Consider the following 25,600-nt stretch of genomic DNA (forward strand, 5'->3'; position numbering starts at 1 on the left):
CGGCCTACTGTTCGGTTTTCTCCCTCTCCCCGTGGGAGAGGGCTGTGGTGAGGGCATCAGGCCGCACGCTTATGGGGATTTACCGTGGGATTGGGCTCTGCCCCGGCATCGCATTTCGCCGGCAACAGCAGGGCCAGCAGCGACGCCAGCGCGAGTGAAACGGCCAGGCAGTAGACGCCTGCATCTTTGCTGTACAGGGTGATCAGCACGCCAACGGCATACGGGCCGCAGAAGCCACCGAGGTTACCCAGGGCGTTGATCACGCCGCGCGCGCCACCTGCCATTTCGGCGCTAAACAGTCTTGCCGGTATCGTCCAGAACACCCCCGCGGCGGATTGCAGGAAGAAACCACAGCCCACCAGTGCGGCATAGGCCAGCCAGATGTTTGCTTTCAGGGCAACGGAGAGGAACATGCAGAGCGCGAAGCCAATCAACGGCAGGGAGACAAACAGCTTGCGCTTGCCGGTGCGGTCAGAAAGCGAGGAGAACAGGAACATGCCCGCAATGGCGCCGATGTAGGGCAGGATGGCGAGCATCCCCACCTGACCAATGCTGGTGTGCGTCAGCTCCTTCAGAATGGTCGGCAACCAGAGGGTGTAACCGTAAATCCCGGTCTGATAGAAGAAATTCAGGGCGATCAGCTGCCACATGGTTTTGTCAGACAGCACCGCGCTGAGCGAGGCATTTTTCACCTCTTTTCCGGCGATGGCCTGCTGTTCAGCCGCCAGCGTTTGTACCAGATAGTTTTTCTCGGCCGCTGAGATCCAGCGGGCTTCCTGTGGACGGTCGTACACGGTGAACGCCCACAGCACCAGCACAACGACGGACATCAGACCTTCAATGATGAACAGCCAGCGCCAGTCAAGTGCGGTAATAATCCATCCCGACAGCGGGGCGGTGATTATCCCGGCGATGGGTACGAACATGATCACAATTGCGTTGGCGCGACCGCGTTCGGCATCCGGGAACCAGTTGCTGATCATGGTGAGCACAACGGGTAGCATCCCGCCTTCCGCCACGCCGAGTAAGAAGCGCAGCACCAGCAGCTGGTACTGATTCGTCACGAGACCCGTGAGCACCGAGATCACCGCCCAGGCGACCAGTGACCAGCCGATAAATTTCTTGCCGCTACCGTGCACCGCAATCTTGCCGCCGGGTACCTGCAGGAACAGATAGCCGATAAAAAATATGCCGCCCGCGAGGCCTGCCATGGTGGCGGTAATACCTAATTCTTCGTCCATACCTCCCGGCATTGCAAACGCGATATTCACGCGGTCCATATATGAAATAATACAGGCGATAAGAATAGGAGGAATGATTCTTAGCCAGCGCTGGCGCGGAATGTCCGTATGTAGAGCATGAGTAGAAATATTCATAGTTAATCTCTCAGTAGGTAACCGGAATAAACTTTTCTTATTGTTATTGCGTTGCTTTATTCATTGCGCTGATACCGTCGCGCAAAATGGCGATGCGATGGCTGACATCAGCATTAGCATTTATTTCCAGTAATTTAATACCGGAGAATTTCAACGTTGCGGCGCTCGCCGCAGTAAAGAGTGCTTTTGCACGTTCAGTTGACATCAAACTGTCGGCGCAGAATGAGGAAAAGGGCGCGTGCAGATCCTGCCATTCACCGTACTCCCCGCCGTGGGTGGTGCCTGAAAACATCAGCGCACCCAGTTTCCCGGCATTAAGCGCGGCCTGAACGTGGTCAAGCGGAAGGGTGGTGTTACGGCCTTCGATGGCCGACCGCGCCCAGTTGATGCAGACGCTGATATCCGTGTCTTTCACCACCTCCAGCACCTGCTCTAAGGGCAGGAAGCCTTTACGGGGTGCGACGCCGGTCATGGCATCGCAGTGTTCCAGCACCAGGTCGCAGCCCCAGTCCCAGCTTGTTATTTCACGGACGGAGCGGGAAAACGCGTCGGTGGCTTGTTCGACCGAGGCATTGCCCGCCTGCGGGGCCGCCTGCATCTCAAGAGCAATCACTTTCCCCGGGAAGCGGGTATTCACGGCGTTAATTTTTTTGTGCAAATGTCGGTAAAAGTCCACGCACGCTTTACGCTGCGCGTCGTCAGCCGAGGCCAGGCCAAACACGCTGTTGATGCCGCGGCGCCGCATGGTTTCCATAACTGCCGTGACCACGATTTGCCAGTCCCCCGGGGTATGGCGGAACAGCCATTCGTCACCAAGGGGGTGAAGATTTTCAAGGCAAGGCTGTTCCAGCCCGCGAATATTCGGCGTGTCGGAAAGTTCCCGCCAGAAGGTTTGTTCTTCTTGTTCCCCTTTCTGGTGAAACGAGGGTGCGCAGGGGTACGCACCAATAATAAAACCGGTGTTGGTCATTTCGCGTTCCTGTATTTATCAGAAAATTAATCTAATTCGCTGATTGCCACTTTCACCACAATCTTACGAATTGTGGTTTCCTTGTTTTTAATACAGGCAGGACGGTGCACATCCTGCGGAAAAAATATGGCATAGCTGCCGGGTATCATTTCGATAAACGACTCATTTTCACTGTTGTGATAAAAAATAATATCGCGTTGTTCCAGCAATGATTCGCTTATTTCGTTATTACCGGTATCAATCGCGATACCGATTTTCTCTTCACCCCAGGCCAGGAATTGGATATCCAGATAGCGGCGATGCACTTCCGGGCGATTCTCGTGCAGATCCTTTGTTGTCAGGTCGAGAACCTGGGCAAAAATGTTGCGACCTTCAATTTCTACTACGCCTGGCTCCAGGGTGGTGAAATCCGTCGTGCGCAGAAAATGAAGGGCTTTTTCAATCGCCCGCGGCAGGCGACACGGATTTGGCTGGGAAATATGTCCGAATATCATGGCCCACTCCTTACAGAGACTGGATTTTCGCCCACACGCTGTCGTCAACCGTGATGCCGTTGCGGCGGTTCTCTTCAAGCAAACGGGTAAATTCATGCCCTGGCAGACGGATGGCGACATTTTCATCCGCGCGTTCGGCGGTGGTGATGAAGTCCATAATGCGCTGCAGTTTGGCATCGCGGGTTGGGCCATCGATCAGGCGATCCACCTCAATGGCGATGAAGATCTGCGATACGCCGTACTCGTCGCTGTTGTCCTGGGTCACTTCCGCGACGGAAGATCCGTTTGAGAGCAGGGTGGCGATCATATCGAGCACGATGGATAAGCCGGACCCTTTCCAGTAGCCCATGGGCAGAATACGGCGGTTTTTCTCGATCACGCCCGGCTCTCTGGTGAGGTGACCTTCGTCGTCAAAGCCGCCATCTACCGGCAACGCGCGCCCGGCCAGGCGGTTCACCTCCAGCATGCCGTAGGAGAACATCGACATCGACATGTCGACCATGGTGATCGGGTTCGACGGAATGGCAACGATCAGCGGGTTTGTGCCGATGCAGCACTCTTTTGATCCCCACGCGGGCATCACGGCAATCGAGTTGGTCCAGCAAATGCCGATATAGCCCTTCTCCGCCGCCTGCCAGCCGTAGCTGCCGCCGCGCATCCAGTGGTTCGCGTTACGCAGTGCCACCAGACCAATGCCGTGATCGGACGCCAGCTCGGTGGCGCGATCCATCATCTTCTTCGCCGTCAGGTTGCCAATGGAGCGCTGCGCATCCCACTGTTCGATGGCGCCTAATGTCATCACCCGTTTGGGCTGGGCGTCAGGAATGATATCCCCTGCATCAAGCTGCTGAATAAAACGCGGGAAACGGTTTACACCATGCGAATAGACGCCGGATTCCGTAGTGCGGGCAAACATCTCGGCGCAGGCGTCTGCGGTTTCCGCTTTCACGCCGCGGTCGAGCAGAACCCGATTGAACGCCGCTTTCAACTCTTCGAAGGTCACTTTCATCCCTGTTCTCCTGTTCTTTTAAGGGCAAGTGTGAGTGCTTTTTTATCGCTAAATTCCACTATGCGAAATCTGATTTCAAATATAGCGATCAAATTTTGTCAGATCAACGACATTCATGTTTTTCAAAATCGATTAAAATCAACTGGTTGTGTTTTTTCTGTTGAGATCGTGAACTGACCCACACTTTGCGCTACCATCAGGGCGCGCTAAACAGGAGCCATGTAATGAGCATGAAAGAGAGCGAAATGACGCAAGAAAAAGAGAGGCCAGCAGGCAGCCAGAGCTTGTTTCGCGGCCTGATGCTGATTGAGATCCTCAGCAACTATCCGAACGGGTGTCCGCTTGCACATTTATCGGAACTGGCGGGGCTGAATAAGAGCACCGTGCACCGCTTGCTGCAGGGGCTACAGTCGTGCGGGTACGTGACCCCGGCACCCGCCGCGGGCAGCTATCGCCTGACCACCAAATTTATCGCCGTCGGGCAAAAGGCGCTGTCGTCGCTGAATATCATTCACGTGGCCGCTCCGCACCTCGAAGCGCTGAACATTGCGACCGGCGAGACGGTGAACTTCTCCAGCCGGGAAGACGACCACGCCATCCTGATTTATAAGCTCGAACCGACAACCGGTATGCTGCGCACGCGCGCCTATATTGGCCAGCATATGCCGCTCTACTGCTCTGCGATGGGCAAGATTTACATGGCGTTTGGCCATCAGGATTACGTGGCAAGCTACTGGGAAAGCCATCAGGAACAGATCCAACCTTTGACGCGCAACACCATCACTGAACTGAGCGCCATGTATGATGAACTGGCGGAAATTCGCGATCGCAGCATGGCGATGGACAAAGAAGAGAACGAGCTGGGCGTCTCCTGTATTGCCGTGCCGGTGTTTGATATTCACGGCCGCGTTCCGTATGCGATCTCTATCTCGCTATCGACGTCGCGCATGAAGCAGGTGGGCGAGAAGAACCTGCTCAAGCCGCTGCGCGAAACGGCAGAGGCTATCTCAAAAGAGCTGGGTTTTAACGTACGCGAGGCGTAACAGATGAAACGATTTATCATGGCGGATGCGGAAAAATGCATCGGGTGCCGCACCTGTGAAGTGGCCTGTGCGGTCGCGCATCAGGATGACTTCACCGCAGAGGCTTTTACCTCTCGCCTGCGGGTGGTGAAGGGGGACGCCTACACTACGGCGGTGGGTTGCCATCAGTGCGAGGACGCCCCCTGTGCCAATGTCTGCCCAACCCATGCCATCAGCCTTACGGCAGGCGCCTGGCTTGTTGAGCAGACGCGCTGTATTGGCTGTAAAAGCTGCATGGTCGCCTGTCCGTTTGGGGCGATGCAGGTACGGCTGGTGGGAAGCAGGGCACAAGCGCTGAAATGTGATTTATGTGTGCAGCGCGAAGGCGGACCGGCCTGCGTGGAGGCCTGTCCAACCCACGCGCTGCGCTGCGTTGATCCTGCCAGTATTCGGGCTGAAAGGCTTACTGCATTTTATTGAAATTCCACGTAAACGTCAGACTGTAGCGCCAGTCTCTGTTGCGACTGTCTGTCGGAACATCCCCGACGGGTCTTGCCGCCTCAACCGTGATGCTATAGTGGCGGGTATCGCCTACCATCACGCCAGCCGCCACTGACCCGAGCCGCTGATGAGGCAAGCCGGAGGTGTTAAACCAGGTTTGCGCGGTATCGGCCAGCATGTAGGGCTGGATAGTGGCAAGCCATGTGCTCTCTTTTCGCATCTGGATATAGCGCAGTTCTACCTGCCCGCCATAGCCGTAATCACCGCTTGCTTCGCTGTCCTGGTATCCACGGCCAAACCGCTGGGCACCGAAGCTAACGCGTTCGGGTTCTGGCAACGTGTTATTTGACCAGTCCCCCTCCCAGGACGTTGATAGCCGCCACTTATCGGCAAACAGCCAGGCTGCGTCCAGATAGCTTTTCGTGAGCGTAAAATTAATATCGGGCCTGGGGGCCGAGACGATATCGGCTCCCATCGCATCAATACCCTGACGCACGTTGAGTCGGCCGCTGATGCTGGCGGTTGTGAACTGATGTGCACCGTTGATGCCCACTTCCAGCGCGGGATAACGCGCGTGCTGGTTGACGGAGTCCAGGCTATAGGTTTTGCCCAGCAGTCTGGCCTGCAGGGCATAATCATCCTGGCGGTCGGTGTAATCAAAACCGCTGGTCAGATTAATTTGCGATTTTTGCGTCAGCAGCAGGGGATAGCCAAACGTCACGCCGCCGTTGTATTGCGTTGTTTTTTGCTTCGAATCGACGCTGATATTATTCGGCAAAGAGAGCAGGGGCGAAAAATCTCGCGGATCTTCACGGTAATAGCTGCCTTTGAGCTGCATGGTCAGCCCTTCGTCGTTTAAAAACTGCTGCCAGTTGAGCCCGACATAGTTTTTTCGCGTGTTGCTATCTAACGGCACAAGCGTGGCCACGCCAAGCTGATCGCCATAGCTTGTCATGTTGCTGAGCGTGCCGTTCAGCATCATTAAATCTTGCCCTTTACGGGTATCGATGGTGGAAGCGATATTCCAGCTCCGCTCCTGATTACCGGTGATTTGCATCGCCGCTGCGCCATAGATATTGGTTGGCAGCTGCGCGTTAGCCGTAACCGGAACGTTCGGGGTGCGCGTCATCAGCTGGCTGTAGCGATCGAACGTATCCTGAGACAGCGGTTTTTCCGCCATGATTTTTTCGGACAAACGTTTAAGACGTTCGGCGATGTGCGGGTTATTACTGGTGATGTCGCTATGAGCGACATAGCCTTCAACCAGAACAATTTTAATATTGCCCTGCTGGAAATTATTATCGGGCAGCCAGGCATAAGAGAGTGGAAAACCGTCGGCCTTATAGCGTTCCGTAATATCATTTACCAGCCCCGTAAGCGTTTTTAGCGGCACGGTTTTTCCAGCGTAAGGCCTGAAGGGCTGAAGTAATTCCTTCAAGGGATAACGCGTGCCGCCAATAAACTGAATGTGATGAATGGTAATAGGCGTTTCAGGCGTCAGCGTTGACTTCGGTTTTTCTATTTTGACGTTCGGCTGCGGCGCGGCCTCAGTCTGTTCGGGGGCAACGTTACGAGAAACTTGCGCCGGGTTATCGGGGTTAATAATAGAGGGCAGAGTATCGGCGCGGGCCATGCTCAGCACAACCAGCCCCGTCAGCGAAAAAAGGAAGTGGTGTTTCATCGCGCTATCCCTGTTCGTCATCCCCGGTTGGGGTAAATGTCGCTGAATAAAGCGCCCCTGAACCAGGGGCGCAGACAGGCAGTAAAAGGATTACTGTTTTGGCGTCAGTAGGCTCGAGGTTAACGTGTTGAGCCCGTTAATCGGGTTTGTCGTAGATGTGTTTTGGGTTGTGCCTGCATTGGCCGTTACACCCGCAGTCAGCGTATTGAGGGTGGTATTGACCGTTGTGCTCAGGCTATTGTTTGTGGCTGTCACATTGGCATCGGCCGTCAGAGATCCTGTGCCGCTGCCTCCGGTGGTTGATGTGGGTTTCACTAGCGTACCGCTATCCGTGACCGTCTGGCCGACATTTTGAACGACCTGACCGACACCGCTAAGCCCGCTATTGCTGCTGCTAATGTTGGTCCCCACGCCGCTGACGGTGCCACCCACCTGGGTCAGCAGACCGTTAACCGGTGTGCCGAGACCCGTTGTGGTGCCTACGGTTTGCGTCACGCCCTGTACTCCGCCCAGCGTCTTGTTAGCCAGGGTCGTGGTATCGGTTGTTACCTGAGTGACAGCAGGGCTGCTTACCGTGTTGGTGAGACCCGTGCCGGTGTTACTGACCAGTTGCCCGGTGCTGTTGACCACGCTGCCCGTCAGGCCGGTTACGCCGCTGACCGGGGTTCCGGAAGTGGAACTCGCCAGTCCCGTGCCTACCGATGAAACGGTATTGCCGAGGGAGGTGACCGACGTGGTCACGCCTTTAACCGTGGTACCCACACCGTTCGGGTTGTTTGGATCGCCAACGCCAGTCGTGACGCCTGTCCCCACGGTGGACACGGCACTGCCAACACCGCTGACGGTGGTTGAGACGGTTGACGTGACGGGATTATTTGTCGGAAGCTGGCTTCCGAGGCTATCCACAGTGGATCCGACGCTGGTCACGGTTTTACCGGCATCACCCAGTATCGTATTTACGCCTGCGGTAGTGGTTCCTCCACTGCCTCCTGAGCCTGAGCCTGAGCCTGAGCCTGAACCTGATCCCGACCCTGAACCAGAACCCGTTCCGCCGCCAGCGCCTGTCCCGGTACCTGAACCCGTTCCGGTGCCCGATCCGTTGCTGCCCGAACCGCCATTGCTCGCGGTTGTGCCACTTCCATCATCTGAGCCGCTGCTGCTTCCCGTCGCAGGGTTATTTTTGGCCGTTGAGTGAGATCCGCCACCGCTTCCACTACAGGCAGAAAGAGAGAACGCGAGCAGTACCGCAACAGCAATAGCGCTGATGCGACTAACATTATTAGGTAGCATATGAATACTCCACGCAAAAGAACGCCGAGCGGCGTATTAGTGAGTATATGCAGTATTTTTAAATATGCATGAAAGCGACTCAGGAAGGTATTTTGCTGCGTTGAAGAGGGTTATTTAAAATAACAATAAGTTAGCATATTTAATTTTTGCTTAATTATTGAGAGGATGGTTAGCGAGCCTAAATTAAAGGAATATTCCTAAGAAAACTCAATGGGAATGATAAATGAAGCGCTACAGGATATATCCTTTATATAAGATTCAGATCACGGAAAAATAAGGCTCTTCATTTGAAGAGCCTTATTTTTTAACAATTGCCTTCTTGCCAGGCTTTTTCGATCTCTTCGGCGAGAATTTTAACACCCGCTTCGATTTTTTCCGGGTCGGGGACGTAGTTCATGCGCATGCACTGATGGGTATGCGGCCATGGCTTATCCAGACCCGGGAAGAAATAATCGCCCGGCACCATCAGTACGCCGCGCTTTTTCAGGCGCTGGTAAAGCAGTTCGGTGGAGATAGGTAAATCCTTAAACCACAGCCACAGGAAAATCGCCCCTTCCGGTTTGTGGATAAGGCAGCGTTCTTCCGGCAAATAGCGACGAAGTGTCGCGATCGTCTCCTGAACGCGCTGGTAGTAGAACGGCTTGATCACGTCATTCGACAGACGCAGCAGGTCCTTGCGTTTGATCATTTCGCACATCATCGCCGGGCCAATGCCGCCCGGTGAAAGGCTGATAATGCCGTTCATATTGGTGATGGCGGTGATGATTTTCTCATTGGCAATGATGATGCCGCAGCGGCTGCCCGGCAGACCCAGCTTAGAGAGGCTCATGCACAGGACAATGTTCGGGTTCCACAGCGGACGTGCTTCGCTGAAGATGATGCCCGGGAACGGCACGCCGTAGGCATTATCGATCACCAGCGGAATACCGTGCTGATTGGCCAGCGCATCCAGCTTCATCAGTTCGTCATCGGTGATCACGTTGCCCGTTGGATTAGTCGGGCGCGATACGCAGATCATGCCCGTCTCTTCGCCAATATGCAGGTGTTCAAAATCGACGTGATATTTGAACTGGCCTTCCGGCAGCAGCTCGATGTTCGGGCGCGCAGAGACGAACAGATCCTCTTCCAGGCCGGAATCGGCATAGCCGATATACTCCGGCGCCAGCGGAAACAGCACTTTTTTGGTGGTGCCGTCCGCGCGACGTCCAGCGAACAGGTTAAACAAGTAGAAAAATGCGCTCTGGCTGCCGTTTGTCAGTGCAATATTCTGTGGTTCGATATCCCAGCCCAGCTCGTCACGCAGCATTTCGGCGAGGAGTGCCAGCAGCTCGGTTTTCCCCTGCGGGCCGTCGTAATTGCAAAGCGCATCGGTTGCTTTGCCGCTTTCCAGCATCTGAGCGAGCAGGGTCTGGAAATAGGTATTCATCTCCGGGATTTGAGCCGGGTTTCCGCCGCCGAGCATGATTGCGCCCGGTGTGCGCAGCCCGTCGTTGAGGTCCTCCATCAGGCGAGTAATGCCTGAATGGCGGGTAAATTTGTCGCCGAAAAGTGAAAACGTCATAGCAGGTGATCTGTCGAGCTTATTTTGAAAGTGGGTAACCATAACGCTAGCACCGTGTTGGTGCAAATCGGGTGGTGTGGTCGGATTTGTGGTTTTATAGGGCGGGAGTGGATTTGTGTAGTGAATAGTTCTGGAGCTTCTCCCCTCTCCCCATGGGGAGAGGGTTAGGGTGAGGGGTATGATCTACTGATTCCCCGCCCAGACGACCATCACCTTATCGCCATCATGTTCACGTACGAATCCATACCCCTCTTTCAGCGACAGCGTGGTTTGCTTGCCTTCACCAATCGCCGGGTGGCGGGCGCGGAACTGACCCAGCGTTTGCCAGTGGGCGACGGTTAAGGCCTGCTTGCCCGTGACGTCCTGCCAGTTCATATCCGAGCGGGTGCCCTGCAGCGGGTCGGAGCCTGTCGGCCCGAACGGACGCTCGGACTCATCCCCGTAATAGATTTGCACGCTGCCCGGTGCCAGCAGGAGCAGCTCCGCCGCGCGCTGGCCCCCTTCGCGGAACAGACGCGTATCGTGTGATGAGAGGTAGCTCAGCACATTAAAGCTTTGCAGCTTCTCCGCCATCTGCTGCCAGGTGAGATCCATATCGGCCAGGCAATTTACCGCTTTCGCCGCCTGTTCCTGATAATCAAAGTTGATCATCGCGTCGAAGCCGTGGCGGTAATAATCGCTCTGCATCACTCCGTGACCCCAGGATTCGCCGGTCATCCAGAACGGTGCGTTGTCGAGCTTTTTGTCCGGGTGAGCGCCTTTCCAGGCGGCCAGCGCCTGGCTTGCCTGGTCTTTCAGCTGCTGCCAGGCCGCAAGCTCAACGTGCTTCGCGGTATCCACGCGGAAACCGTCGATGCCGTAGTCGCGTACCCACTGGCTTAGCCAGTGGGTCAGGTAATCGCGCGGGGTATAGCCCGGAATAGCTTTCGCGTGGGTATCGGGTTTGTGTTGGTAGAAATTGGGTAGCCCGGAAGGGGCGGTGGATTCCGTTTTCAGGTCGGGCAGAAACGCCAGCGACATCGTTAAATCGTCGAAGCCGGGGTTGTCGTAATCACCGATGTCGGTGCGGATCCATTTCTTGCCCCACCATTTTTCCCATGCGGCTTTGTCGCTGAAGTTGATGTAGTCGTTGAAGCTATGCCAGGTCTGGCCTGCGCCAGGCTTCCAGTCCGTCCAGTGGTCTCCCAGCGTCTTTTTCAGCTCATCACCCTGCAGGTACAGGGCGCCAAACTGATACGCCTGCATGTCCGCAAGCGTCGCGTAGCCCGTGTGGTTCATGACGATATCAAACAGGATGCGAATGCCGCGCTTATGCGCTTCATCAACAAGCTGACGCAGGTCATCCCCGGTGCCCATGTTGGCGTCGAGCGTTGTCCAGTCCTGGGTGTAGTAGCCGTGGTAGGCATAATGCGGGAAATCACCTTTGGTGCCGCCGCCTACCCAGCCGTGGATCTGCTCAAGCGGGGAGCTTATCCAGAGCGCATTCACCCCCAGCTGCTGCAGGTAATCGAGTTTGCTGGCCAGTCCCTTGAGATCCCCGCCGTGGAACGTACCAATCTCCTGCATGCCGTCTTTGTGGCGGCCGTAGCTGTTGTCGTTGCTCGGGTCACCATTCACATAGCGGTCAGTCAGTACAAAATAGACGGTGGCGTTTTGCCAGCTAAACGGCGCAGGCTTGTCGGTTTCGGCGCGCTCAAGCAGCAGCAGGCCGTTACTGTTGGCGGCTGGCTGCAGGGTGATTTTTCCACCTTGTACGGTCACCGTCTGTTTACTGTAGAAATCGCGCACGACGGAGCCTTCCGGGAAGGTATGGCTGACGTCCAGCGTCAGCGGCTTACCGTCCCACTTCGGGCACTGGCGGATAACGTTGGCCACCGGCTGTTCTGTCGCGCTCTGAACCGCCAGCAGCAGCGTGGGCGTGCCGGAGCGTGTATCGATTCGCATCTGGTATTTACCGTCGCGGAAAAGGCGCCACTGCGGCGGTGTACCGTCACAGGGCTTGAGCGACAGCATCTCATTGAGTTTTATCGCGCCTGTGGGCTGCCAGCACGTCTTGTCAAAACTGAGCGTAAGAGGACGCGTACCCTTCGCAAGCTTTGCCTGGCTGGTGAAAATCCCGGTGCCTTCGGCGCGAAATGCGTCAAACCCCGGCGATGACCAGTCGGCATGTGCCAGTGCGGGTAACATCAGTAAGGCTATTGCGGTGCGTTTCATTCCAGGTTCCTGTCGCGGCATTTTTGACCAGTTTGCCAGCAGGCGGGCGGGAAAAACTCATCCCCTGTCGCTTTCTGCCAGGAGGATGCGTGAGGATGAGTGATCTTGCGCAAAATTAGGCAGTTATCTGCGATAACGCACACATTTTTCCAGAAATGATGTTTTTATGAGCAAGTTTCAGGTGACATAGTTTCGGAATTGGACTATTTCTATACGTGCTCTTGAAGTCTATTTTTGATATGATTTGAGATTCCGCTCTCAAATTTGTGAAAAAAATAAGGTGTTGGGATGATTACATCCGACCAGGAGACCTAATGATATCGACTCCCATTCGACGATATGGGGCTGCGATACTCATGTTACTCACCACGGCATTTTCGGGTGGGGTGCTTGCGAAGACGCACACGGATACAACGAGTAAGAAAGCCCACGTAATAAAGACGACAAGTAGTAAGGTTAGCAGTAAACAAGAGTATTCTCGCAATAGTGCAAAGAGTAGTTCACTTCCTGATTTGCGAAAATACCCTTCCGGAACACCAAGGAAAAAAGCGTTTCTCCGGACGGTAATGCCTTACATCACGAGTCAAAATGCCGCGATTACTGCGGATCGTAACTGGCTGATTTCCAAACAGTACGATAGCCGCTGGTCGCCATCCGAGCGCGCGCGTCTGAAAGATATCACGAAGCGCTATAAGCTGAGCTGGAACGGTAACACGCGTCGTGTGCCGTGGAATGCTCTCCTTGAGCGTGTGGATATCATCCCGGGCAGCATGGTTGCGACCATGGCTGCAGCCGAAAGCGGCTGGGGAACGTCTAAGCTTGCGCGTAACAACAACAACCTTTTCGGCATGAAATGCGTGAAAGGTCGTTGTACGAATGCGCCTGGCAAGGTGAAAGGCTATTCGCAGTTTGAATCCGTGAAGGATTCCGTGAACGCCTACGTGGTGAATCTGAACACGCACCCGGCCTACTCATCGTTCCGTAAATCACGCGCTCAGCTGCGTAAAGCGGACCAGGAAGTGACGGCCAGTACGATGATCCACAAGCTGAAAGGGTATTCAACGAAGGGACAGAGCTATAACAACTATCTGTTCGCCATGTACCAGGATAACCAGCGCTTAATCGCCGCTCATATGTAATCTCAAAAAACGCCTTCCACTGGAAGGCGTTTTCTTTTCTAAATCAGCACCTCGCTGTGGCGATCCCGATACTCCTTCGGCGTGGTGTCATACTCTTTGCGGAACACCGAGTAGAAATATTGCAGCGACGGGTAACCGCACATCTGCGAAATTTCGTTGATCGACAGCGACGTGGAGATGAGCAGGCTGCGTGCTTTCTCCAGCTTTTCAGCATGGATGACGGCATGAATGGTTTCGCCCACCTCTTCTTTAAAACGCTTCTCCAGATTCGAACGCGAAATGCCTACCGAATCCAGCACCTGATCGACCTTAATCCCTTTGCAGGCGTGGTTGCGAATATAGTGCATGGCCTGAATGACGGCCGGGTCGCTTAAGGAGCGATAGTCGGTCGAGCGACGTTCCACGACGCGGACAGGAGGCACGAGCAGGCGCTGAAGCGGCAGAGATTCTTTATCCAGCAGACGGTGCAGCAGCTTCGCCGCCTGATAGCCCATCTGACGCGTGCCCTGAGCCACGGAAGAGAGCGCCACGCGGGACAGATAGCGGGTCAGTTCTTCATTATCAATGCCAATCACGCACAGCTTTTCGGGCACCGGAATGTGTAAGTGTTCGCAGACCTGCAGCACGTGGCGGGCGCGGGCGTCCGTTACGGCAATAATCCCGGTTTGCGGCGGCAGCGTTTGCAGCCAGTCAGCGAGACGGTTTTGCGCGTGCTGCCAGTTTTCCGGGGCGGTTTCCAGCCCCTGATAGACCACGCCGCGATACTTCTCCTGCGCGACCAGCTGGCAAAATGCGTGCTCACGCTCAACGGCCCAGCGCTTGCCGCTGGTGGCGGGTAAACCATAAAACGCGAAGCGGTGGACGCCTTTCTCTTTTAAATGGAGAAACGCGGCTTCGACCAGGGCATGGTTATCGGTGGCAATATAGTGAACCGGCGGATAGTGTTCGGGCGAGTGGTAGGAGCCGCCGACGCCCACGATCGGCACGTCGACGTCGGTCAGCAGCTGTTCAATGACGGGGTCGTCATAGTCGGCGATGACGCCATCGCCCAGCCAGTCTTTAATGTTCTCCAGACGGGTGCGGAAATCTTCTTCAATAAAAATATCCCATTCGGATTGCGACGCCTGCAAATATTCACCCACGCCTTCTACCACCTGACGGTCATAGGCTTTGTTGGCATTGAATAGCAACGTAATGCGGTGACGCTTTTCAAACATGGCTCACTTCCCAATTAAGTCACAATACCGTTATCAGGCCCGTCGCTTGGTGGCCGAGTCCATCCAGACTGCCAGTAAAAGAATGGCCCCCTTGACGATATACTGCCAAAACGTCGGGACGTCCATCATACTCATCCCGTTATCCAACGACGCCATGATAAATGCCCCCATGACTGCGCCCGCGACGCTACCGATACCCCCTGCGAGGCTGGTACCGCCAATAACGCAGGCGGCGATAGCATCCAGCTCGGCGATATTACCGGCGGAGGGTGAACCCGCCCCCAGACGCGAGCTGAGGATCAGCCCGGCGATGGCGACCATCAGGCCGTTAATGGCGAAGACCGCGAGTTTGGTGCGTTCGACGTTAATCCCCGACAAACGGGCAGCCTCAAGGTTGCCGCCGATGGCATAAATACGGCGGCCAAACGCGGTGCGCGTCGCCATAAACATGCCGCCCAGCAGCAAAAGCGCCAGCAGCAGCACCGGCGTCGGAACGCCGCGATAGTCGTTAAGAAGCCAGATGGCGCCCAGCACAATGACCGCCGTCAGCGCCTGACGTCCCACCACCGAGGGTGATGCTGGCGACGCCAGCCCCAGCGCCTGACGGCGCATGCGTCCACGCCACTGCCACGCGACAAACGCCAGCAACCCGGCCACGCCGATGGTAAAGCCCGCGCCATCCGGGAGGTAGCTCTGACCAATCTGCGACATGGCCGCACTGGTAGGGGAGACGGTGGTGCCGTTAGTAATGCCGATTAAGATCCCACGGAAGGCCAGCATCCCCGCCAGGGTGACAATGAACGACGGCACTTTACGGTAGGCTACCCACCAGCCGTTCCAGGCCCCCAGTACCAGCCCCAATACCAGCGTGACCGCCACGGTCAGCGGCAGCGGCCAGCCGAGCCAGACGTCAAAAATCGCCGCCACGCCGCCGAGGAGCCCCATCATTGAACCGACCGACAGATCGATTTCCGCGGAGATAATCACGAACACCATGCCGACGGCCAGAATGCCGGTGATAGCGGTCTGGCGGAGCAGGTTAGAGACGTTACGCGCGCTGAGGTACGAACCATCGGTCATCCAGGTAAAAAAGAGCATGATGACGATAATCGCCGCGATCATCACGAAAACCTGCAGGTTCAGCGCTTTTAGCCCTGCGAACGCACCGGGCGTCGGAACGGCGACTTTGATATCAGACGGATTGCTTTTCGACATGACGTTCGCTCCTTAAAGCGGCTTCCATCACCTGCTCCTGCGTCAGGTTCTGGTTAATCAGGTTGGCTTTCAGTTTTCCCTCGTGCATGACCAGTACACGGTCGCTCAGGCCGAGCACTTCGGGTAACTCAGACGAAATGACAATGACGGCAATCCCTTGCTGTACAAGCTGATTAATCAGTTTGTAGATTTCATATTTGGCACCGATATCAATTCCGCGCGTCGGCTCATCAAGGATTAATATGCGTGGATTGAGAAGCAGGCAGCGCGCCAGAATCGCCTTTTGCTGGTTGCCGCCGCTCAGGCGGCCAATGGCCAGTTCCGGTGAGGAGGTTTTGACCTTCAATCGGGCGAGTGACTGAAGGATGCACTGCTGCTCGGCGGCATCATCCAGGCTGCTCAGCGCGCCGGAGAAGCGATCGAGCGCCGCCAGCGTAATGTTTTTCCCCACCGCCATAACCGGCACGATGCCGTCTTTTTTGCGGTCTTCCGGCACCATGGCAATGCCGCGGGCGATCGCCTGCTGGCAGTTGTCGATTTTCACCGGCTGGCCGTCGATATAAATCGTGCCCTCCCAGCGCCCTGGCCACACGCCAAACAGACACTGTACGGCCTCCGTGCGCCCGGCGCCGACTAACCCGGCGATACCGAGGATTTCGCCGCTGTGCAGAGAAAACGAGACGTTATTCACACGCTTGATGTGGCGGTTAACGGGGTGCCACGCGGTCAGATTTTCCACGCGCAACACTTCATCACCTTTGGTGTGAAGCTCATTCGGGTAGAGCGCCGTCAGCTCGCGTCCTACCATCATGGTGATGATGTCATCTTCACTCATGCCCGCGGCTTCACGCGTGCCGATGTGCTGCCCGTCGCGGATCACGCAGATGGTGTCCGAAATGGCTTTAACCTCGTTCAGTTTGTGCGAAATGTAGATGCAGGCGATGCCGTGATTTTGCAGATCGCGAATGATATCGAGCAGTACCGCAGTTTCCTGTTCGGTGAGCGAGGCCGTGGGCTCATCAAGGATCAGCAGCCTGACCTGCTTATTGAGCGCTTTAGCGATTTCAACCAGCTGCTGTTGCCCCAGTCCCAGGTCGCCCACGCGGGTATCCGGTGAAATGCTGAGGCTCACCTGCGCGAGCAGCTTTTCACAACGTAGCGTCATGGTGTCGTAATCCAGCACGCCGTGGCGGGAAATTTCGGCCCCAAGGAAAATGTTCTCCAGCACGGTGAGATGCTTCACCAGCGCCAGTTCCTGGTGGATGATGGCGATGCCTTTACGTTCGGTATCACGAATGTGAGTCGCCTGGATAACTTCGCCAGCAAAAACGATTTCGCCTTCGTAACTGCCATACGGGTAGATTCCGCACAACACTTTCATCAACGTTGACTTGCCTGAGCCGTTCTCGCCACACAGCGAAACGACTTCGCCGGGGTTCAACCGGAGACTGACGTTATCGACGGCTTTCACCGTGCCGAAGCGCTTGGTGATGCTTTTCATTTCAAGTAAATAAGGCATAACTGCTCCACATAAACCGAGGGAAGAACAGTACAACGTGATGCGCCCCTGCAAAGCAGGGGCCGCGCCGGATTACAGTTCGCTCTTCTTGTGGAAGCCGTCTTTAATGACGGTGGCGTCAATGTTCTCTTTATTGACTTCAATAGGGGTGAGCAGGCGAGCCGGAACGTCTTTCAGCCCGTTATTCAGCGTGGCGTCTGCTTTAGGTTGCTTGCCATTGCCCAGTTCCACGGCGATTTCCGCCGCCGTATTGGCAAGCTCGGTAATCGGTTTGTAGACCGTCATGGTTTGGGTGCCTGCGATAATGCGTTTTACGCCAGCCAGATCGGCATCCTGTCCAGAAATGGCGACTTTACCCGCCAGCCCCTGGGCGCTTAATGCCTGAATCGCACCGCCTGCGGTGGCATCGTTGGAGGCCACAACCGCGTCAATTTTGTTGTTGTTGGCCGTCAGCGCGTTTTCCATAATCTTCAGGGCGTTTTCGGGTAACCATCCGTCGGCCCACTGATCGCCAACCACTTTTATTTTCCCGTTATCGATGTACGGCTTAAGGACCTTCATTTGCCCTTCGCGGAACAGCTTGGCGTTGTTATCTACCGGCGAGCCGCCCATCAGGAAATAATTGCCCTGAGGCACTTTGTCGATCAGGCTTTGTGCCTGTAATTCGCCGACTTTTTCATTATCGAACGAAATATAATAATCAATGTCCGCATTATTAATCATGCGGTCATAAGCCAGCACTTTTATGCCTTCTTGTTTGGCTTCTTTCACTACGTTACTTAATACCTGGCCGTTATAGGGGATAATGACCAGCACATCGACGCCGCGGTTAATCATATTCTCGATCTGCGACATTTGTGTTTCTTCGTTGCCGTTAGCCGACTGGACAAACACGTTTGCGCCGAGTGATTCCGCTTTTTTCACAAAAATATCGCGATCTTTTTGCCAGCGCTCCAGACGCAGGTCGTCAATCGCCATGCCAATTTTGACCTCCTTGGCATGCCCTGCAAAGCTTGCAAGGAGGAGCGTAGTGCAGAGCGTTAGGGTCAGGTTCTTTATCTTCATAATTATTAGGCCTTTTTGTAGGGGTATGTGTTGCTGAGATAAAAGAAACATTCACTGCTGGGACGCAGCAAATTTTTAACGCGGAAAGGCAGGCTGGCAATTACAGATTTTTATCTTCTCATTATGATATTTGGTTTATTTCTGAATTTATGACCGCGATCGGATTTTAAAATACGTAACGTCTTAATTACATTTGATTCTGGAATCCGCGCCGAAAAATAGTTCGTCTGCGCATTATTTTGCGAGCCAGCGCACAGTTGTGCATTCTCTCAATAGCAGTGTGAAATAACGTAATTGAGCAACCCAAAATGTCTATTCACTATTACTCCTGTATCAACGACTCGCCGCATACCCTGATTATGGAGCTCAATATGCAAGCTTATTTCGACCAACTCGATCGTGTTCGTTACGAAGGCCCGAAAACGACCAATCCTTTAGCATTTCGTCACTACAACCCGGATGAGCTGGTGCTGGGTAAGCGCATGGAAGATCATCTGCGCTTTGCCGCCTGTTACTGGCATACCTTCTGCTGGAACGGCGCCGATATGTTCGGCGTGGGCTCCTTTGACCGCCCGTGGCAGCAGCCGGGTGAGGCCATCGAGCTGGCGAAACGCAAAGCCGATGTGGCGTTTGAGTTCTTCCACAAGCTGAACGTGCCGTACTACTGCTTCCATGACGTTGACGTGTCGCCGGAAGGCGCATCGCTGAAAGAGTATCTGAACAACTTTGCGCAGATGGTGGATGTACTGGCGGCAAAACAGCAGCAAAGCGGCGTGAAGCTGCTGTGGGGCACGGCAAACTGCTTCACTAACCCACGCTACGGCGCAGGTGCGGCAACCAACCCGGATCCGGAAGTGTTTAGCTGGGCGGCCACGCAGGTGGTGACGGCAATGAATGCCACGCATCAGCTGGGCGGCGAAAACTATGTCCTGTGGGGAGGCCGTGAAGGCTATGAAACCCTGCTCAACACCGACCTGCGTCAGGAGCGCGAGCAGATTGGCCGCTTTATGCAGATGGTTGTCGACCACAAGCACAAAATCGGCTTCCGCGGCACGCTGTTGATTGAGCCAAAACCGCAGGAGCCGACGAAGCACCAGTATGACTACGACGTGGCGACGGTGTATGGCTTCCTGAAGCAGTTCGGTCTGGAAAAAGAGATCAAAGTGAACATTGAAGCCAACCACGCCACGCTGGCGGGCCACTCTTTCCACCACGAGATCGCGTCTGCGATTGCGCTGGGCATCTTCGGCTCGGTCGATGCTAACCGCGGCGACGCGCAGCTGGGCTGGGACACAGACCAGTTCCCGAACAGCGTGGAAGAGAATGCGCTGGTGATGTACGAAATCATCAAAGCGGGTGGTTTCACTACCGGCGGCCTGAACTTTGACGCCAAAGTGCGTCGCCAGAGCACCGACAAATACGATCTGTTCTACGGCCACATTGGTGCGATGGACACCATGGCGCTGGCGCTGAAAGTGGCGGCACGTATGATTGAAGACGGTGAGCTCGATAAACGCGTGGCGAAGCGTTACAGCGGCTGGAACAGTGAGCTGGGCCAGCAAATTTTGAAAGGTCAGTTATCACTAGCGGACATCGCGAAGTACGCTGAACAACATCAGCTGGCGCCGCAGCACCAGAGTGGGCACCAGGAGTTACTGGAAAATCTGGTCAATCACTACCTGTTCGATAAATAACAGCACGTAGGCCCGGTAAGCGTTAGCGCCACCGGGCATTTCTGTTAAAGGAGTCACCGTAATGTATATCGGGATCGATCTTGGCACATCGGGTGTGAAAGCCATCCTGTTAAGCGAACAGGGCGAGGTGTTAGCAACGCAGACGGAAAAGCTGCAGGTTTCACGTCCGCATCCGCTGTGGTCGGAACAGGATCCGGAGCAGTGGTGGCAGGCAACGGATCGTGCAATCAAGGCGTTAGGTGAACAGCATTCTCTGCGTGACGTGAAAGCGCTGGGGATTGCCGGGCAAATGCACGGTGCAACCTTGCTGGACAGCGAACATCGCGTGTTGCGTCCTGCGATCCTCTGGAATGACGGCCGTTGTGCGGAAGAGTGCGCGCTTCTTGAGGCGCGCGTACCTACGTCTCGTGAGATTACCGGCAACCTGATGATGCCCGGCTTTACCGCGCCCAAGCTGCTGTGGGTGCAGCGACACGAGCCGGAGATTTTCCGGCAGGTGGCGAAAGTCCTGCTACCGAAAGACTATCTGCGCTTTCGTATGACGGGCGATTTTGCTTCCGACATGTCCGATGCCGCCGGCACGATGTGGCTCGACGTGGCGAAACGTGACTGGAGCGAGGCGATGCTGGATGCCTGCCACCTGACCCGTGAACACATGCCCGTGCTGTTCGAAGGTAGCGAGGTAACAGGCACACTGCTGCCAGACGTTGCGGAACGCTGGAATATGCCTGCCGTACCGGTGGTTGCCGGGGGCGGTGACAACGCTGCGGGTGCCGTGGGCGTCGGCATGGTTGAGGCAGGGCAGGCGATGCTGTCTCTGGGAACGTCTGGCGTCTATTTTGCCGTCAGCGACGGCTATCGCAGCAATCCCGAAAGCGCGGTGCACAGTTTCTGTCATGCGCTGCCTGGAAAATGGCATTTGATGTCGGTGATGCTGAGTGCAGCGTCGTGCCTGGACTGGGCGGCGAAGCTGACCGGGATGGCCGATGTTCCTGCGTTGATTGCCGCAGCACAGCAGGCGGATGAAAATGCCGGTACCGTCTGGTTTTTACCGTATCTGTCCGGCGAGCGTACGCCACACAACAACCCTGAAGCGAAAGGGGTGTTCTTTGGCTTAACCCATCAGCATGGTCCGGCAGAACTGGCGCGTGCGGTTCTCGAAGGCGTCGGATATGCGCTGGCTGACGGAATGGACGTGGTTCACGACTGCGGCCTGAAACCCGCAAGCGTCACCCTGATTGGCGGCGGTGCGCGAAGCCCTTACTGGCGACAAATGCTGTCGGACATCAGCGGCTTGCAGCTGGATTTCCGCACCGGTGGCGATGTTGGCCCCGCGCTCGGCGCCGCGCGTCTGGCGCAGATTGCTATGAACCCGGAAAAACCGCTTTCACAACTGCTGCCGCAGCTTACGCTTGAACAGGCGCATTTGCCTGACGCGGCGCGCCATGCGCGGTACGCGGAAAGGCGCGACGTGTTCCGCAAAATCTACCAGCAGCTGCTGCCGCTGATGACGTAAATTCGCTTGTCCGGGAGAGGCACGAGGATGTCCTTTTTTGGTCTGTGCGTGCCTTCCTTTCCTTGCCAGTATGGTGTCATACCCACTGGCGAGGAGAACCATCATGTCACGCATTGCACTCATCAACATTGATACTCAGCAGTCCTTCCATCACCGCAATTACTGGCAGGAGGATGACATTCCCGCGTTTCAGCAGGCGATGCTGGGGCTGATTGAAGGCTGCCAGGCGCGCGGTATTCCGGTCGTTGATATTTTTCATGTGGATGAAGACGGCCCATTTACGCTGGAAAGCGGCTATGTCAAACCGATGGCCTTTTTGCGTCATCAGCCGGATGTGGTTTTCCAGAAACACGTTCATAATGCCTTCACGGATACCGGGCTCGATCGCTGGCTGCGCGAGCGTGATATCAATAGTGTGATTATCTGCGGCATTCGCACGGAGCAATGCTGTGAAACCACCGCCCGGGTGGCATCCGATCTGGGTTATGCTGTGACCTTTGTGAGCGAGGCCACGCTGACGTTCCCCATGACGTACAGGGGCATTACCCTTAGCGCAGCGGACATTCGCCACCGTACCGAAACGGTACTGTCCGGGCGTTTTGCCGACATTAAAACGGTAGCGGAGACGCTGGAGTCACTGTAATGCCCATCGACGTCTGGTTCGTGATGTTGCCCGGGGTGCTGTCATTAGATATGACGGGCCCGGCAGAAACCTTTGTGCTGGCAGGCGACGCGTTTCGTCTGCATTACATTGGCCCGCAGCCGGAGGTTCCGACGTCGATAGGTCTGACGATGAGCGGCATCCAGCCGTTGCCGGAAAGCCTGTCTCCGGGCAGCTTGCTGGTCCTGCCGGGGGTGAGCGACTCCCGCTTTCAGTTCTCAACCCCGCAGGCGCAGCAGATTCAGCACTGGCTGATGCGCCGGCAGCCGCAGATCCAGCGCCAGGAAATCACCGTGATGTGCGTCTGTTCAGGAGCGTTGCTGGCGGCGAAATCGGGCCTGCTGAATAACAAACAGTGCACAACTCACCATGACGTTATCAGCCGTTTACGCACCGCGGCCCCTACGGCGACGATTAAAGAAAACCGCATCTTTGTGCAGGACGAGAACATCTGGACCAGCGCGGGGATCACGTCGGGCATCGACCTGGCGCTGCATATGATTAACCGCCTGTGCGGCCCCGAAAAGGCGCTGAATGTGGCGCGCGAGATGGTGGTCTGGTTCCGCCGTTCTGGTGACGATCCCCAGCTCTCCCCGTGGCTACGCTACCGCAATCATCTTCATCCGGCGATTCATCGGGCGCAGGATGCGCTCACCGCCGAGCCGCAAAAAGCGTGGAACTTGCCTGATATCGCCGCGCTGGCGCACGTCAGCCCGCGCCATCTCACCCGGCTTTTCCAGAAACATTTAGGGATTAGCGTCCGCGATTATCTGGAGCAGCTGCGTCTGGCGGTGGCGGAGCAGTGGCTATTGCAGGGGCGCGGCGTGGAGCAGGCTTCGCTGGCGGCAGGGTTTTCCTCCCCGCGCCAGTACCATCGCGCCCGGCAGCGCAGCGTTAGCTGACGAAGCGGCGAACGTCTATTTTTTGCAGCAGCATCGACAGCAGCAGGCTGATCGCCAGGGTCGCGGCAAAAATCCAGATGATATCCAGCACCGGCCAGGTTTTTAGTTCAACCCCTCTTGTCCGAAGCGCGTGGATCACCAGCGCGTGAAAACCGTAAATCCCGAGAGAGTGTCGTGAAATGACGCTCAGTACGGGAAGGGGACGCGCATTCAGAGTGTTTTTAACGAGCGTGAGCAGCGATACGGCACAGATAAAGACCATCGGGCCGCAGTACAGATACCAGGTATCGGCAAAATTACCGCGCCACTGCAGCTCATGCAGCGTCCCGCGTGAAATCACCGCCACGCCGGCGATAAACAGTGCCCCGCAGAGCCAGTTCAGACCGCGTTTTTGCGTGTCCATCATCCCGATGGCGCGCCCCAGCATGCCGTAAAGCACGTAATAGAAGGTATCGCCGTTGATATAGAGGTTCACCGGCAGCCACTCAAATCCGTCGATTTTCTGCGAGACCGTATTCGGGTTGGCGACAATGCCAATCACCACCATCAGGGCCAGAAGCATTTTCCCGCTAACGTTTTTCACCTGAATGAGCGGAGAGACCAGATAGATCACGATAATGGCGAAGAAGAACCACAGGTGGTAGAACACCGGCTTTTGCAGCAAATACTTGAGGGATAACCCGGCGTTAATGGAGGTGAACAGGGTGATATAGAGCAGGGCAACGGCGCTGTAAAACCCCAGGCAGGCCGCGATGCGGATGAAGTGCCGCGGCTGCGCGCTGCGTTCACCAAAAAAGAGAAAGCCGGAAATCATAAAGAACAGCGGCACGCTGACGCGCGACGCAGAGTTGAGAATATTGGCGATATCCCAGTTAACGGGGCTGATGCTGTGGGCGTTCGTGACGTACCAGGTCGTCGTGTGGATCATGACCACCATCAGACACGCTATTCCTCGCAGGTTATCAATCCAGTTAATTTTTGACGGCATCAGTTCCTCGTATTCCCTGTAAAGTGAATGTGACTCCCATTGTCCAAAAGTCTTCGTTTGGAAAATTCTGAGTTTTATTCGCAGGCTTGCCGGGAGACCGCGAGATTCGCAGAATGGCTGACCATAATCTATAAACGTGTTGATACTAAAAATAACAGCCACTGACCAGGACGGTAATAAAAATGATGATGAAGCGTGTGGCATCACTCATTCTGCTTTTCATGCTGGCAGGATGCAGTGCGCCACAAGAAGCACCAGTGCAAAAAGCCCAGCAGGGCAAAATGAGCCCGGAACGTTCACTGAATATGGAGTCACTCTGCAAGGACCAGGCCGCACGCCGCTATAACTCGGACGTGCAGAAAATCAACGTCACCGGGTTTGAGCGCTTTCAGGGCAGCTATGAGCTCAAGGGCTATACGGCGCGTAAAGAAGGCTTTGTCTGCTCGTTTGATGCGGACGGCCAGTTTTTACACCTCTCCATGCGCTAGCCTGCTCGCATAATCAACAGCCAGACGCCGTCAGCGCCCTGGCGTGAATGCTTATTTCCCAATTTTCCCTAAACAACCCCGTTTCGTACTGTATATCTTGCAGCCAGCGGGTATACTGGTCCCTTCCATTTAAAACCACACGTATCCAGCACGAAATACTATGCAAAAGTTTGATACCAAGACCTTCCAGGGCCTGATCCTGACCTTACAGGATTACTGGGCTCGTCAGGGCTGTACCATTGTTCAACCTTTGGACATGGAAGTCGGCGCCGGCACTTCACACCCGATGACCAGCCTGCGCGCGTTGGGGCCAGAGCCAATGGCGACCGCGTATGTGCAGCCTTCCCGTCGTCCGACCGATGGTCGTTACGGTGAGAACCCGAACCGTCTGCAGCATTACTATCAGTTCCAGGTGGTGATTAAGCCATCACCCGACAACATTCAGGAACTGTACCTCGGGTCGCTGAAAGAGCTGGGTATGGATCCGACCATTCACGACATTCGTTTCGTGGAAGATAACTGGGAAAACCCAACGCTGGGTGCCTGGGGTCTGGGTTGGGAAGTGTGGCTGAACGGCATGGAAGTGACCCAGTTCACTTACTTCCAGCAGGTTGGCGGTCTGGAATGTAAGCCGATCACCGGTGAGATCACCTACGGTCTGGAACGTCTGGCGATGTACATTCAGGGCGTAGACAGCGTTTACGACCTGGTCTGGAGCGACGGCCCGCTGGGTAAAACCACCTACGGCGACGTGTTCCATCAGAACGAAGTGGAGCAATCCACCTATAACTTCGAATACGCGGACGTGGACTTCCTGTTCACCTGCTTCGAGCAGTATGAGAAAGAAGCGCAGCAGCTGCTGGCGCTGGAGACTCCGCTGCCGCTGCCTGCCTACGAGCGTATTCTGAAGGCCGCCCACAGCTTCAACCTGCTGGACGCCCGCAAAGCGATCTCCGTGACTGAACGTCAGCGCTACATTCTGCGTATTCGTACCCTGACCAAAGCCGTTGCAGAAGCTTACTATGCGTCCCGTGAAGCCCTTGGCTTCCCGATGTGCAACCGAAACAAATAAGAGGCG

The 25,600-nt window shown here is 55.5% G+C and carries 23 protein-coding genes; 9 read left to right on the top strand and 14 right to left on the bottom strand.

Features of this window, described 5'->3' with window-relative positions; all coding sequences use genetic code 11:
• Positions 1-56: 56 nt before the first annotated feature.
• Genes ACEPLT_RS00690 through yiaK form a run of 4 tightly spaced genes read right to left on the bottom strand, consistent with a single transcriptional unit; the run spans position 57 to position 3,849 of the window.
• Complete coding sequence (locus ACEPLT_RS00690) at positions 57-1,376, bottom strand: MFS transporter (RefSeq protein WP_023294826.1); 1,320 nt, start codon at positions 1,374-1,376, stop codon at positions 57-59.
• 43 nt (positions 1,377-1,419) lie between these two features.
• Positions 1,420-2,346, bottom strand: a complete 927-nt coding sequence (locus ACEPLT_RS00695) for a DUF4862 family protein (protein ID WP_032675744.1) — start codon at positions 2,344-2,346, stop codon at positions 1,420-1,422.
• Between the two features lie 26 nt (positions 2,347-2,372).
• Positions 2,373-2,840, bottom strand: a complete 468-nt coding sequence (locus ACEPLT_RS00700) for a YhcH/YjgK/YiaL family protein (RefSeq protein ID WP_023294828.1) — start codon at positions 2,838-2,840, stop codon at positions 2,373-2,375.
• Between the two features lie 10 nt (positions 2,841-2,850).
• On the bottom strand, positions 2,851-3,849 hold the full coding sequence (gene yiaK / locus ACEPLT_RS00705; protein ID WP_021242451.1) for a 3-dehydro-L-gulonate 2-dehydrogenase: 999 nt from the start codon (positions 3,847-3,849) through the stop codon (positions 2,851-2,853).
• A gap of 224 nt (positions 3,850-4,073) precedes the next feature.
• On the opposite strand from yiaK, the gene yiaJ reads away from it, so the two are divergent.
• Complete coding sequence (yiaJ, locus tag ACEPLT_RS00710) at positions 4,074-4,892, top strand: IclR family transcriptional regulator YiaJ (RefSeq protein ID WP_021242452.1); 819 nt, start codon at positions 4,074-4,076, stop codon at positions 4,890-4,892.
• 3 nt (positions 4,893-4,895) lie between these two features.
• Entirely contained in the window at positions 4,896-5,351 is a 456-nt protein-coding gene (locus ACEPLT_RS00715) for a 4Fe-4S dicluster domain-containing protein (RefSeq protein WP_232929145.1), read from the top strand.
• Here the strand turns inward: ACEPLT_RS00715 and ACEPLT_RS00720 are convergent.
• The 5 genes from ACEPLT_RS00720 to ACEPLT_RS00740 all read right to left on the bottom strand — a co-directional run bounded on the left by ACEPLT_RS00720 (position 5,335) and on the right by ACEPLT_RS00740 (position 12,118).
• The gene (locus ACEPLT_RS00720) at positions 5,335-7,053 is read right to left on the bottom strand and encodes a ShlB/FhaC/HecB family hemolysin secretion/activation protein (protein ID WP_070533366.1); all 1,719 of its coding nucleotides are present in this window, start codon (positions 7,051-7,053) and stop codon (positions 5,335-5,337) included. The two genes, ACEPLT_RS00715 and ACEPLT_RS00720, sit on opposite strands and share 17 nt — an antisense overlap.
• Positions 7,054-7,143: 90 nt before the next feature.
• The gene (locus ACEPLT_RS00725) at positions 7,144-7,980 is read right to left on the bottom strand and encodes a collagen-like triple helix repeat-containing protein (RefSeq protein ID WP_232929147.1); all 837 of its coding nucleotides are present in this window, start codon (positions 7,978-7,980) and stop codon (positions 7,144-7,146) included.
• A 29-nt stretch (positions 7,981-8,009) separates the two neighbouring features.
• Entirely contained in the window at positions 8,010-8,330 is a 321-nt protein-coding gene (locus ACEPLT_RS00730) for a hypothetical protein (RefSeq protein WP_050009966.1), read from the bottom strand.
• Between the two features lie 317 nt (positions 8,331-8,647).
• Positions 8,648-9,904 (bottom strand): valine--pyruvate transaminase, encoded by a 1,257-nt coding sequence (avtA, locus tag ACEPLT_RS00735; protein ID WP_023294831.1) that lies wholly within the window; start codon positions 9,902-9,904, stop codon positions 8,648-8,650.
• A gap of 183 nt (positions 9,905-10,087) precedes the next feature.
• Positions 10,088-12,118, bottom strand: coding sequence for an alpha-amylase (locus ACEPLT_RS00740; RefSeq protein WP_232929149.1), 2,031 nt, complete (start codon positions 12,116-12,118; stop codon positions 10,088-10,090).
• A 314-nt stretch (positions 12,119-12,432) separates the two neighbouring features.
• Between ACEPLT_RS00740 and ACEPLT_RS00745 the strand changes: the two genes are divergently transcribed.
• The gene (locus ACEPLT_RS00745; protein ID WP_021242459.1) at positions 12,433-13,257 is read left to right on the top strand and encodes a protein bax; all 825 of its coding nucleotides are present in this window, start codon (positions 12,433-12,435) and stop codon (positions 13,255-13,257) included.
• A gap of 38 nt (positions 13,258-13,295) precedes the next feature.
• Here ACEPLT_RS00745 and xylR read toward each other — a convergent pair whose 3' ends face one another.
• The 4 genes from xylR to xylF form a co-directional block, all read right to left on the bottom strand.
• On the bottom strand, positions 13,296-14,474 hold the full coding sequence (gene xylR / locus ACEPLT_RS00750; protein ID WP_021242460.1) for a D-xylose utilization transcriptional activator XylR: 1,179 nt from the start codon (positions 14,472-14,474) through the stop codon (positions 13,296-13,298).
• A 33-nt stretch (positions 14,475-14,507) separates the two neighbouring features.
• The gene (gene xylH / locus ACEPLT_RS00755; RefSeq protein WP_232929151.1) at positions 14,508-15,689 is read right to left on the bottom strand and encodes a xylose ABC transporter permease XylH; all 1,182 of its coding nucleotides are present in this window, start codon (positions 15,687-15,689) and stop codon (positions 14,508-14,510) included.
• Positions 15,667-17,208, bottom strand: a complete 1,542-nt coding sequence (locus ACEPLT_RS00760) for a xylose ABC transporter ATP-binding protein (protein WP_232929153.1) — start codon at positions 17,206-17,208, stop codon at positions 15,667-15,669. Before ACEPLT_RS00760 ends, xylH begins: the two co-directional genes overlap by 23 nt.
• A gap of 72 nt (positions 17,209-17,280) precedes the next feature.
• A complete protein-coding gene (gene xylF / locus ACEPLT_RS00765; protein ID WP_008502746.1) occupies positions 17,281-18,273 on the bottom strand; it encodes a D-xylose ABC transporter substrate-binding protein in 993 nt (330 codons plus the stop codon).
• A gap of 371 nt (positions 18,274-18,644) precedes the next feature.
• On the opposite strand from xylF, the gene xylA reads away from it, so the two are divergent.
• From xylA to ACEPLT_RS00785, 4 genes are all read left to right on the top strand, one after another.
• Complete coding sequence (xylA, locus tag ACEPLT_RS00770; RefSeq protein ID WP_086374966.1) at positions 18,645-19,967, top strand: xylose isomerase; 1,323 nt, start codon at positions 18,645-18,647, stop codon at positions 19,965-19,967.
• A gap of 61 nt (positions 19,968-20,028) precedes the next feature.
• Positions 20,029-21,483, top strand: coding sequence for a xylulokinase (xylB, locus tag ACEPLT_RS00775; protein WP_232929155.1), 1,455 nt, complete (start codon positions 20,029-20,031; stop codon positions 21,481-21,483).
• Between the two features lie 103 nt (positions 21,484-21,586).
• Entirely contained in the window at positions 21,587-22,126 is a 540-nt protein-coding gene (locus ACEPLT_RS00780) for an isochorismatase family protein (RefSeq protein ID WP_023326455.1), read from the top strand.
• Positions 22,126-23,046, top strand: a complete 921-nt coding sequence (locus ACEPLT_RS00785) for a GlxA family transcriptional regulator (protein ID WP_032654548.1) — start codon at positions 22,126-22,128, stop codon at positions 23,044-23,046. The genes ACEPLT_RS00780 and ACEPLT_RS00785 overlap by 1 nt, the downstream gene beginning before the upstream one ends.
• Here the strand turns inward: ACEPLT_RS00785 and ACEPLT_RS00790 are convergent.
• Positions 23,039-24,034, bottom strand: coding sequence for an acyltransferase (locus ACEPLT_RS00790; RefSeq protein ID WP_008502751.1), 996 nt, complete (start codon positions 24,032-24,034; stop codon positions 23,039-23,041). The two genes, ACEPLT_RS00785 and ACEPLT_RS00790, sit on opposite strands and share 8 nt — an antisense overlap.
• A gap of 182 nt (positions 24,035-24,216) precedes the next feature.
• Between ACEPLT_RS00790 and ACEPLT_RS00795 the strand changes: the two genes are divergently transcribed.
• Together ACEPLT_RS00795 and glyQ are read left to right on the top strand one after the other, a co-directional pair.
• On the top strand, positions 24,217-24,522 hold the full coding sequence (locus tag ACEPLT_RS00795) for a YsaB family lipoprotein (RefSeq protein ID WP_021242465.1): 306 nt from the start codon (positions 24,217-24,219) through the stop codon (positions 24,520-24,522).
• 160 nt (positions 24,523-24,682) lie between these two features.
• Positions 24,683-25,594 (top strand): glycine--tRNA ligase subunit alpha, encoded by a 912-nt coding sequence (gene glyQ / locus ACEPLT_RS00800; protein ID WP_003860141.1) that lies wholly within the window; start codon positions 24,683-24,685, stop codon positions 25,592-25,594.
• Positions 25,595-25,600: the final 6 nt, after the last annotated feature.

The organism is Enterobacter sp. fkY84-1 (genome assembly GCF_052974705.1).

Excerpts from the sequence above, each read along its gene's own strand:
- ACEPLT_RS00715 (WP_232929145.1), top strand. The coding sequence starts at position 4,896 with ATGAAACGATTTATCATGGCGGATGCGGAAAAATGCATCGGGTGCCGC.
- xylB (WP_232929155.1), top strand. The coding sequence starts at position 20,029 with ATGTATATCGGGATCGATCTTGGCACATCGGGTGTGAAAGCCATCCTG.
- ACEPLT_RS00700 (WP_023294828.1), bottom strand. The coding sequence starts at position 2,840 with ATGATATTCGGACATATTTCCCAGCCAAATCCGTGTCGCCTGCCGCGG.
- yiaK (WP_021242451.1), bottom strand. The coding sequence starts at position 3,849 with ATGAAAGTGACCTTCGAAGAGTTGAAAGCGGCGTTCAATCGGGTTCTG.
- ACEPLT_RS00780 (WP_023326455.1), top strand. The coding sequence starts at position 21,587 with ATGTCACGCATTGCACTCATCAACATTGATACTCAGCAGTCCTTCCAT.
- yiaJ (WP_021242452.1), top strand. The coding sequence starts at position 4,074 with ATGAGCATGAAAGAGAGCGAAATGACGCAAGAAAAAGAGAGGCCAGCA.
- ACEPLT_RS00690 (WP_023294826.1), bottom strand. The coding sequence starts at position 1,376 with ATGAATATTTCTACTCATGCTCTACATACGGACATTCCGCGCCAGCGC.
- ACEPLT_RS00790 (WP_008502751.1), bottom strand. The coding sequence starts at position 24,034 with ATGCCGTCAAAAATTAACTGGATTGATAACCTGCGAGGAATAGCGTGT.
- ACEPLT_RS00740 (WP_232929149.1), bottom strand. The coding sequence starts at position 12,118 with ATGAAACGCACCGCAATAGCCTTACTGATGTTACCCGCACTGGCACAT.
- ACEPLT_RS00720 (WP_070533366.1), bottom strand. The coding sequence starts at position 7,053 with ATGAAACACCACTTCCTTTTTTCGCTGACGGGGCTGGTTGTGCTGAGC.
- ACEPLT_RS00745 (WP_021242459.1), top strand. The coding sequence starts at position 12,433 with ATGATATCGACTCCCATTCGACGATATGGGGCTGCGATACTCATGTTA.
- xylH (WP_232929151.1), bottom strand. The coding sequence starts at position 15,689 with ATGTCGAAAAGCAATCCGTCTGATATCAAAGTCGCCGTTCCGACGCCC.
- ACEPLT_RS00695 (WP_032675744.1), bottom strand. The coding sequence starts at position 2,346 with ATGACCAACACCGGTTTTATTATTGGTGCGTACCCCTGCGCACCCTCG.
- ACEPLT_RS00760 (WP_232929153.1), bottom strand. The coding sequence starts at position 17,208 with ATGCCTTATTTACTTGAAATGAAAAGCATCACCAAGCGCTTCGGCACG.
- xylF (WP_008502746.1), bottom strand. The coding sequence starts at position 18,273 with ATGAAGATAAAGAACCTGACCCTAACGCTCTGCACTACGCTCCTCCTT.
- xylR (WP_021242460.1), bottom strand. The coding sequence starts at position 14,474 with ATGTTTGAAAAGCGTCACCGCATTACGTTGCTATTCAATGCCAACAAA.
- avtA (WP_023294831.1), bottom strand. The coding sequence starts at position 9,904 with ATGACGTTTTCACTTTTCGGCGACAAATTTACCCGCCATTCAGGCATT.
- ACEPLT_RS00795 (WP_021242465.1), top strand. The coding sequence starts at position 24,217 with ATGATGATGAAGCGTGTGGCATCACTCATTCTGCTTTTCATGCTGGCA.
- ACEPLT_RS00730 (WP_050009966.1), bottom strand. The coding sequence starts at position 8,330 with ATGTTAGTCGCATCAGCGCTATTGCTGTTGCGGTACTGCTCGCGTTCT.
- ACEPLT_RS00785 (WP_032654548.1), top strand. The coding sequence starts at position 22,126 with ATGCCCATCGACGTCTGGTTCGTGATGTTGCCCGGGGTGCTGTCATTA.
- glyQ (WP_003860141.1), top strand. The coding sequence starts at position 24,683 with ATGCAAAAGTTTGATACCAAGACCTTCCAGGGCCTGATCCTGACCTTA.
- xylA (WP_086374966.1), top strand. The coding sequence starts at position 18,645 with ATGCAAGCTTATTTCGACCAACTCGATCGTGTTCGTTACGAAGGCCCG.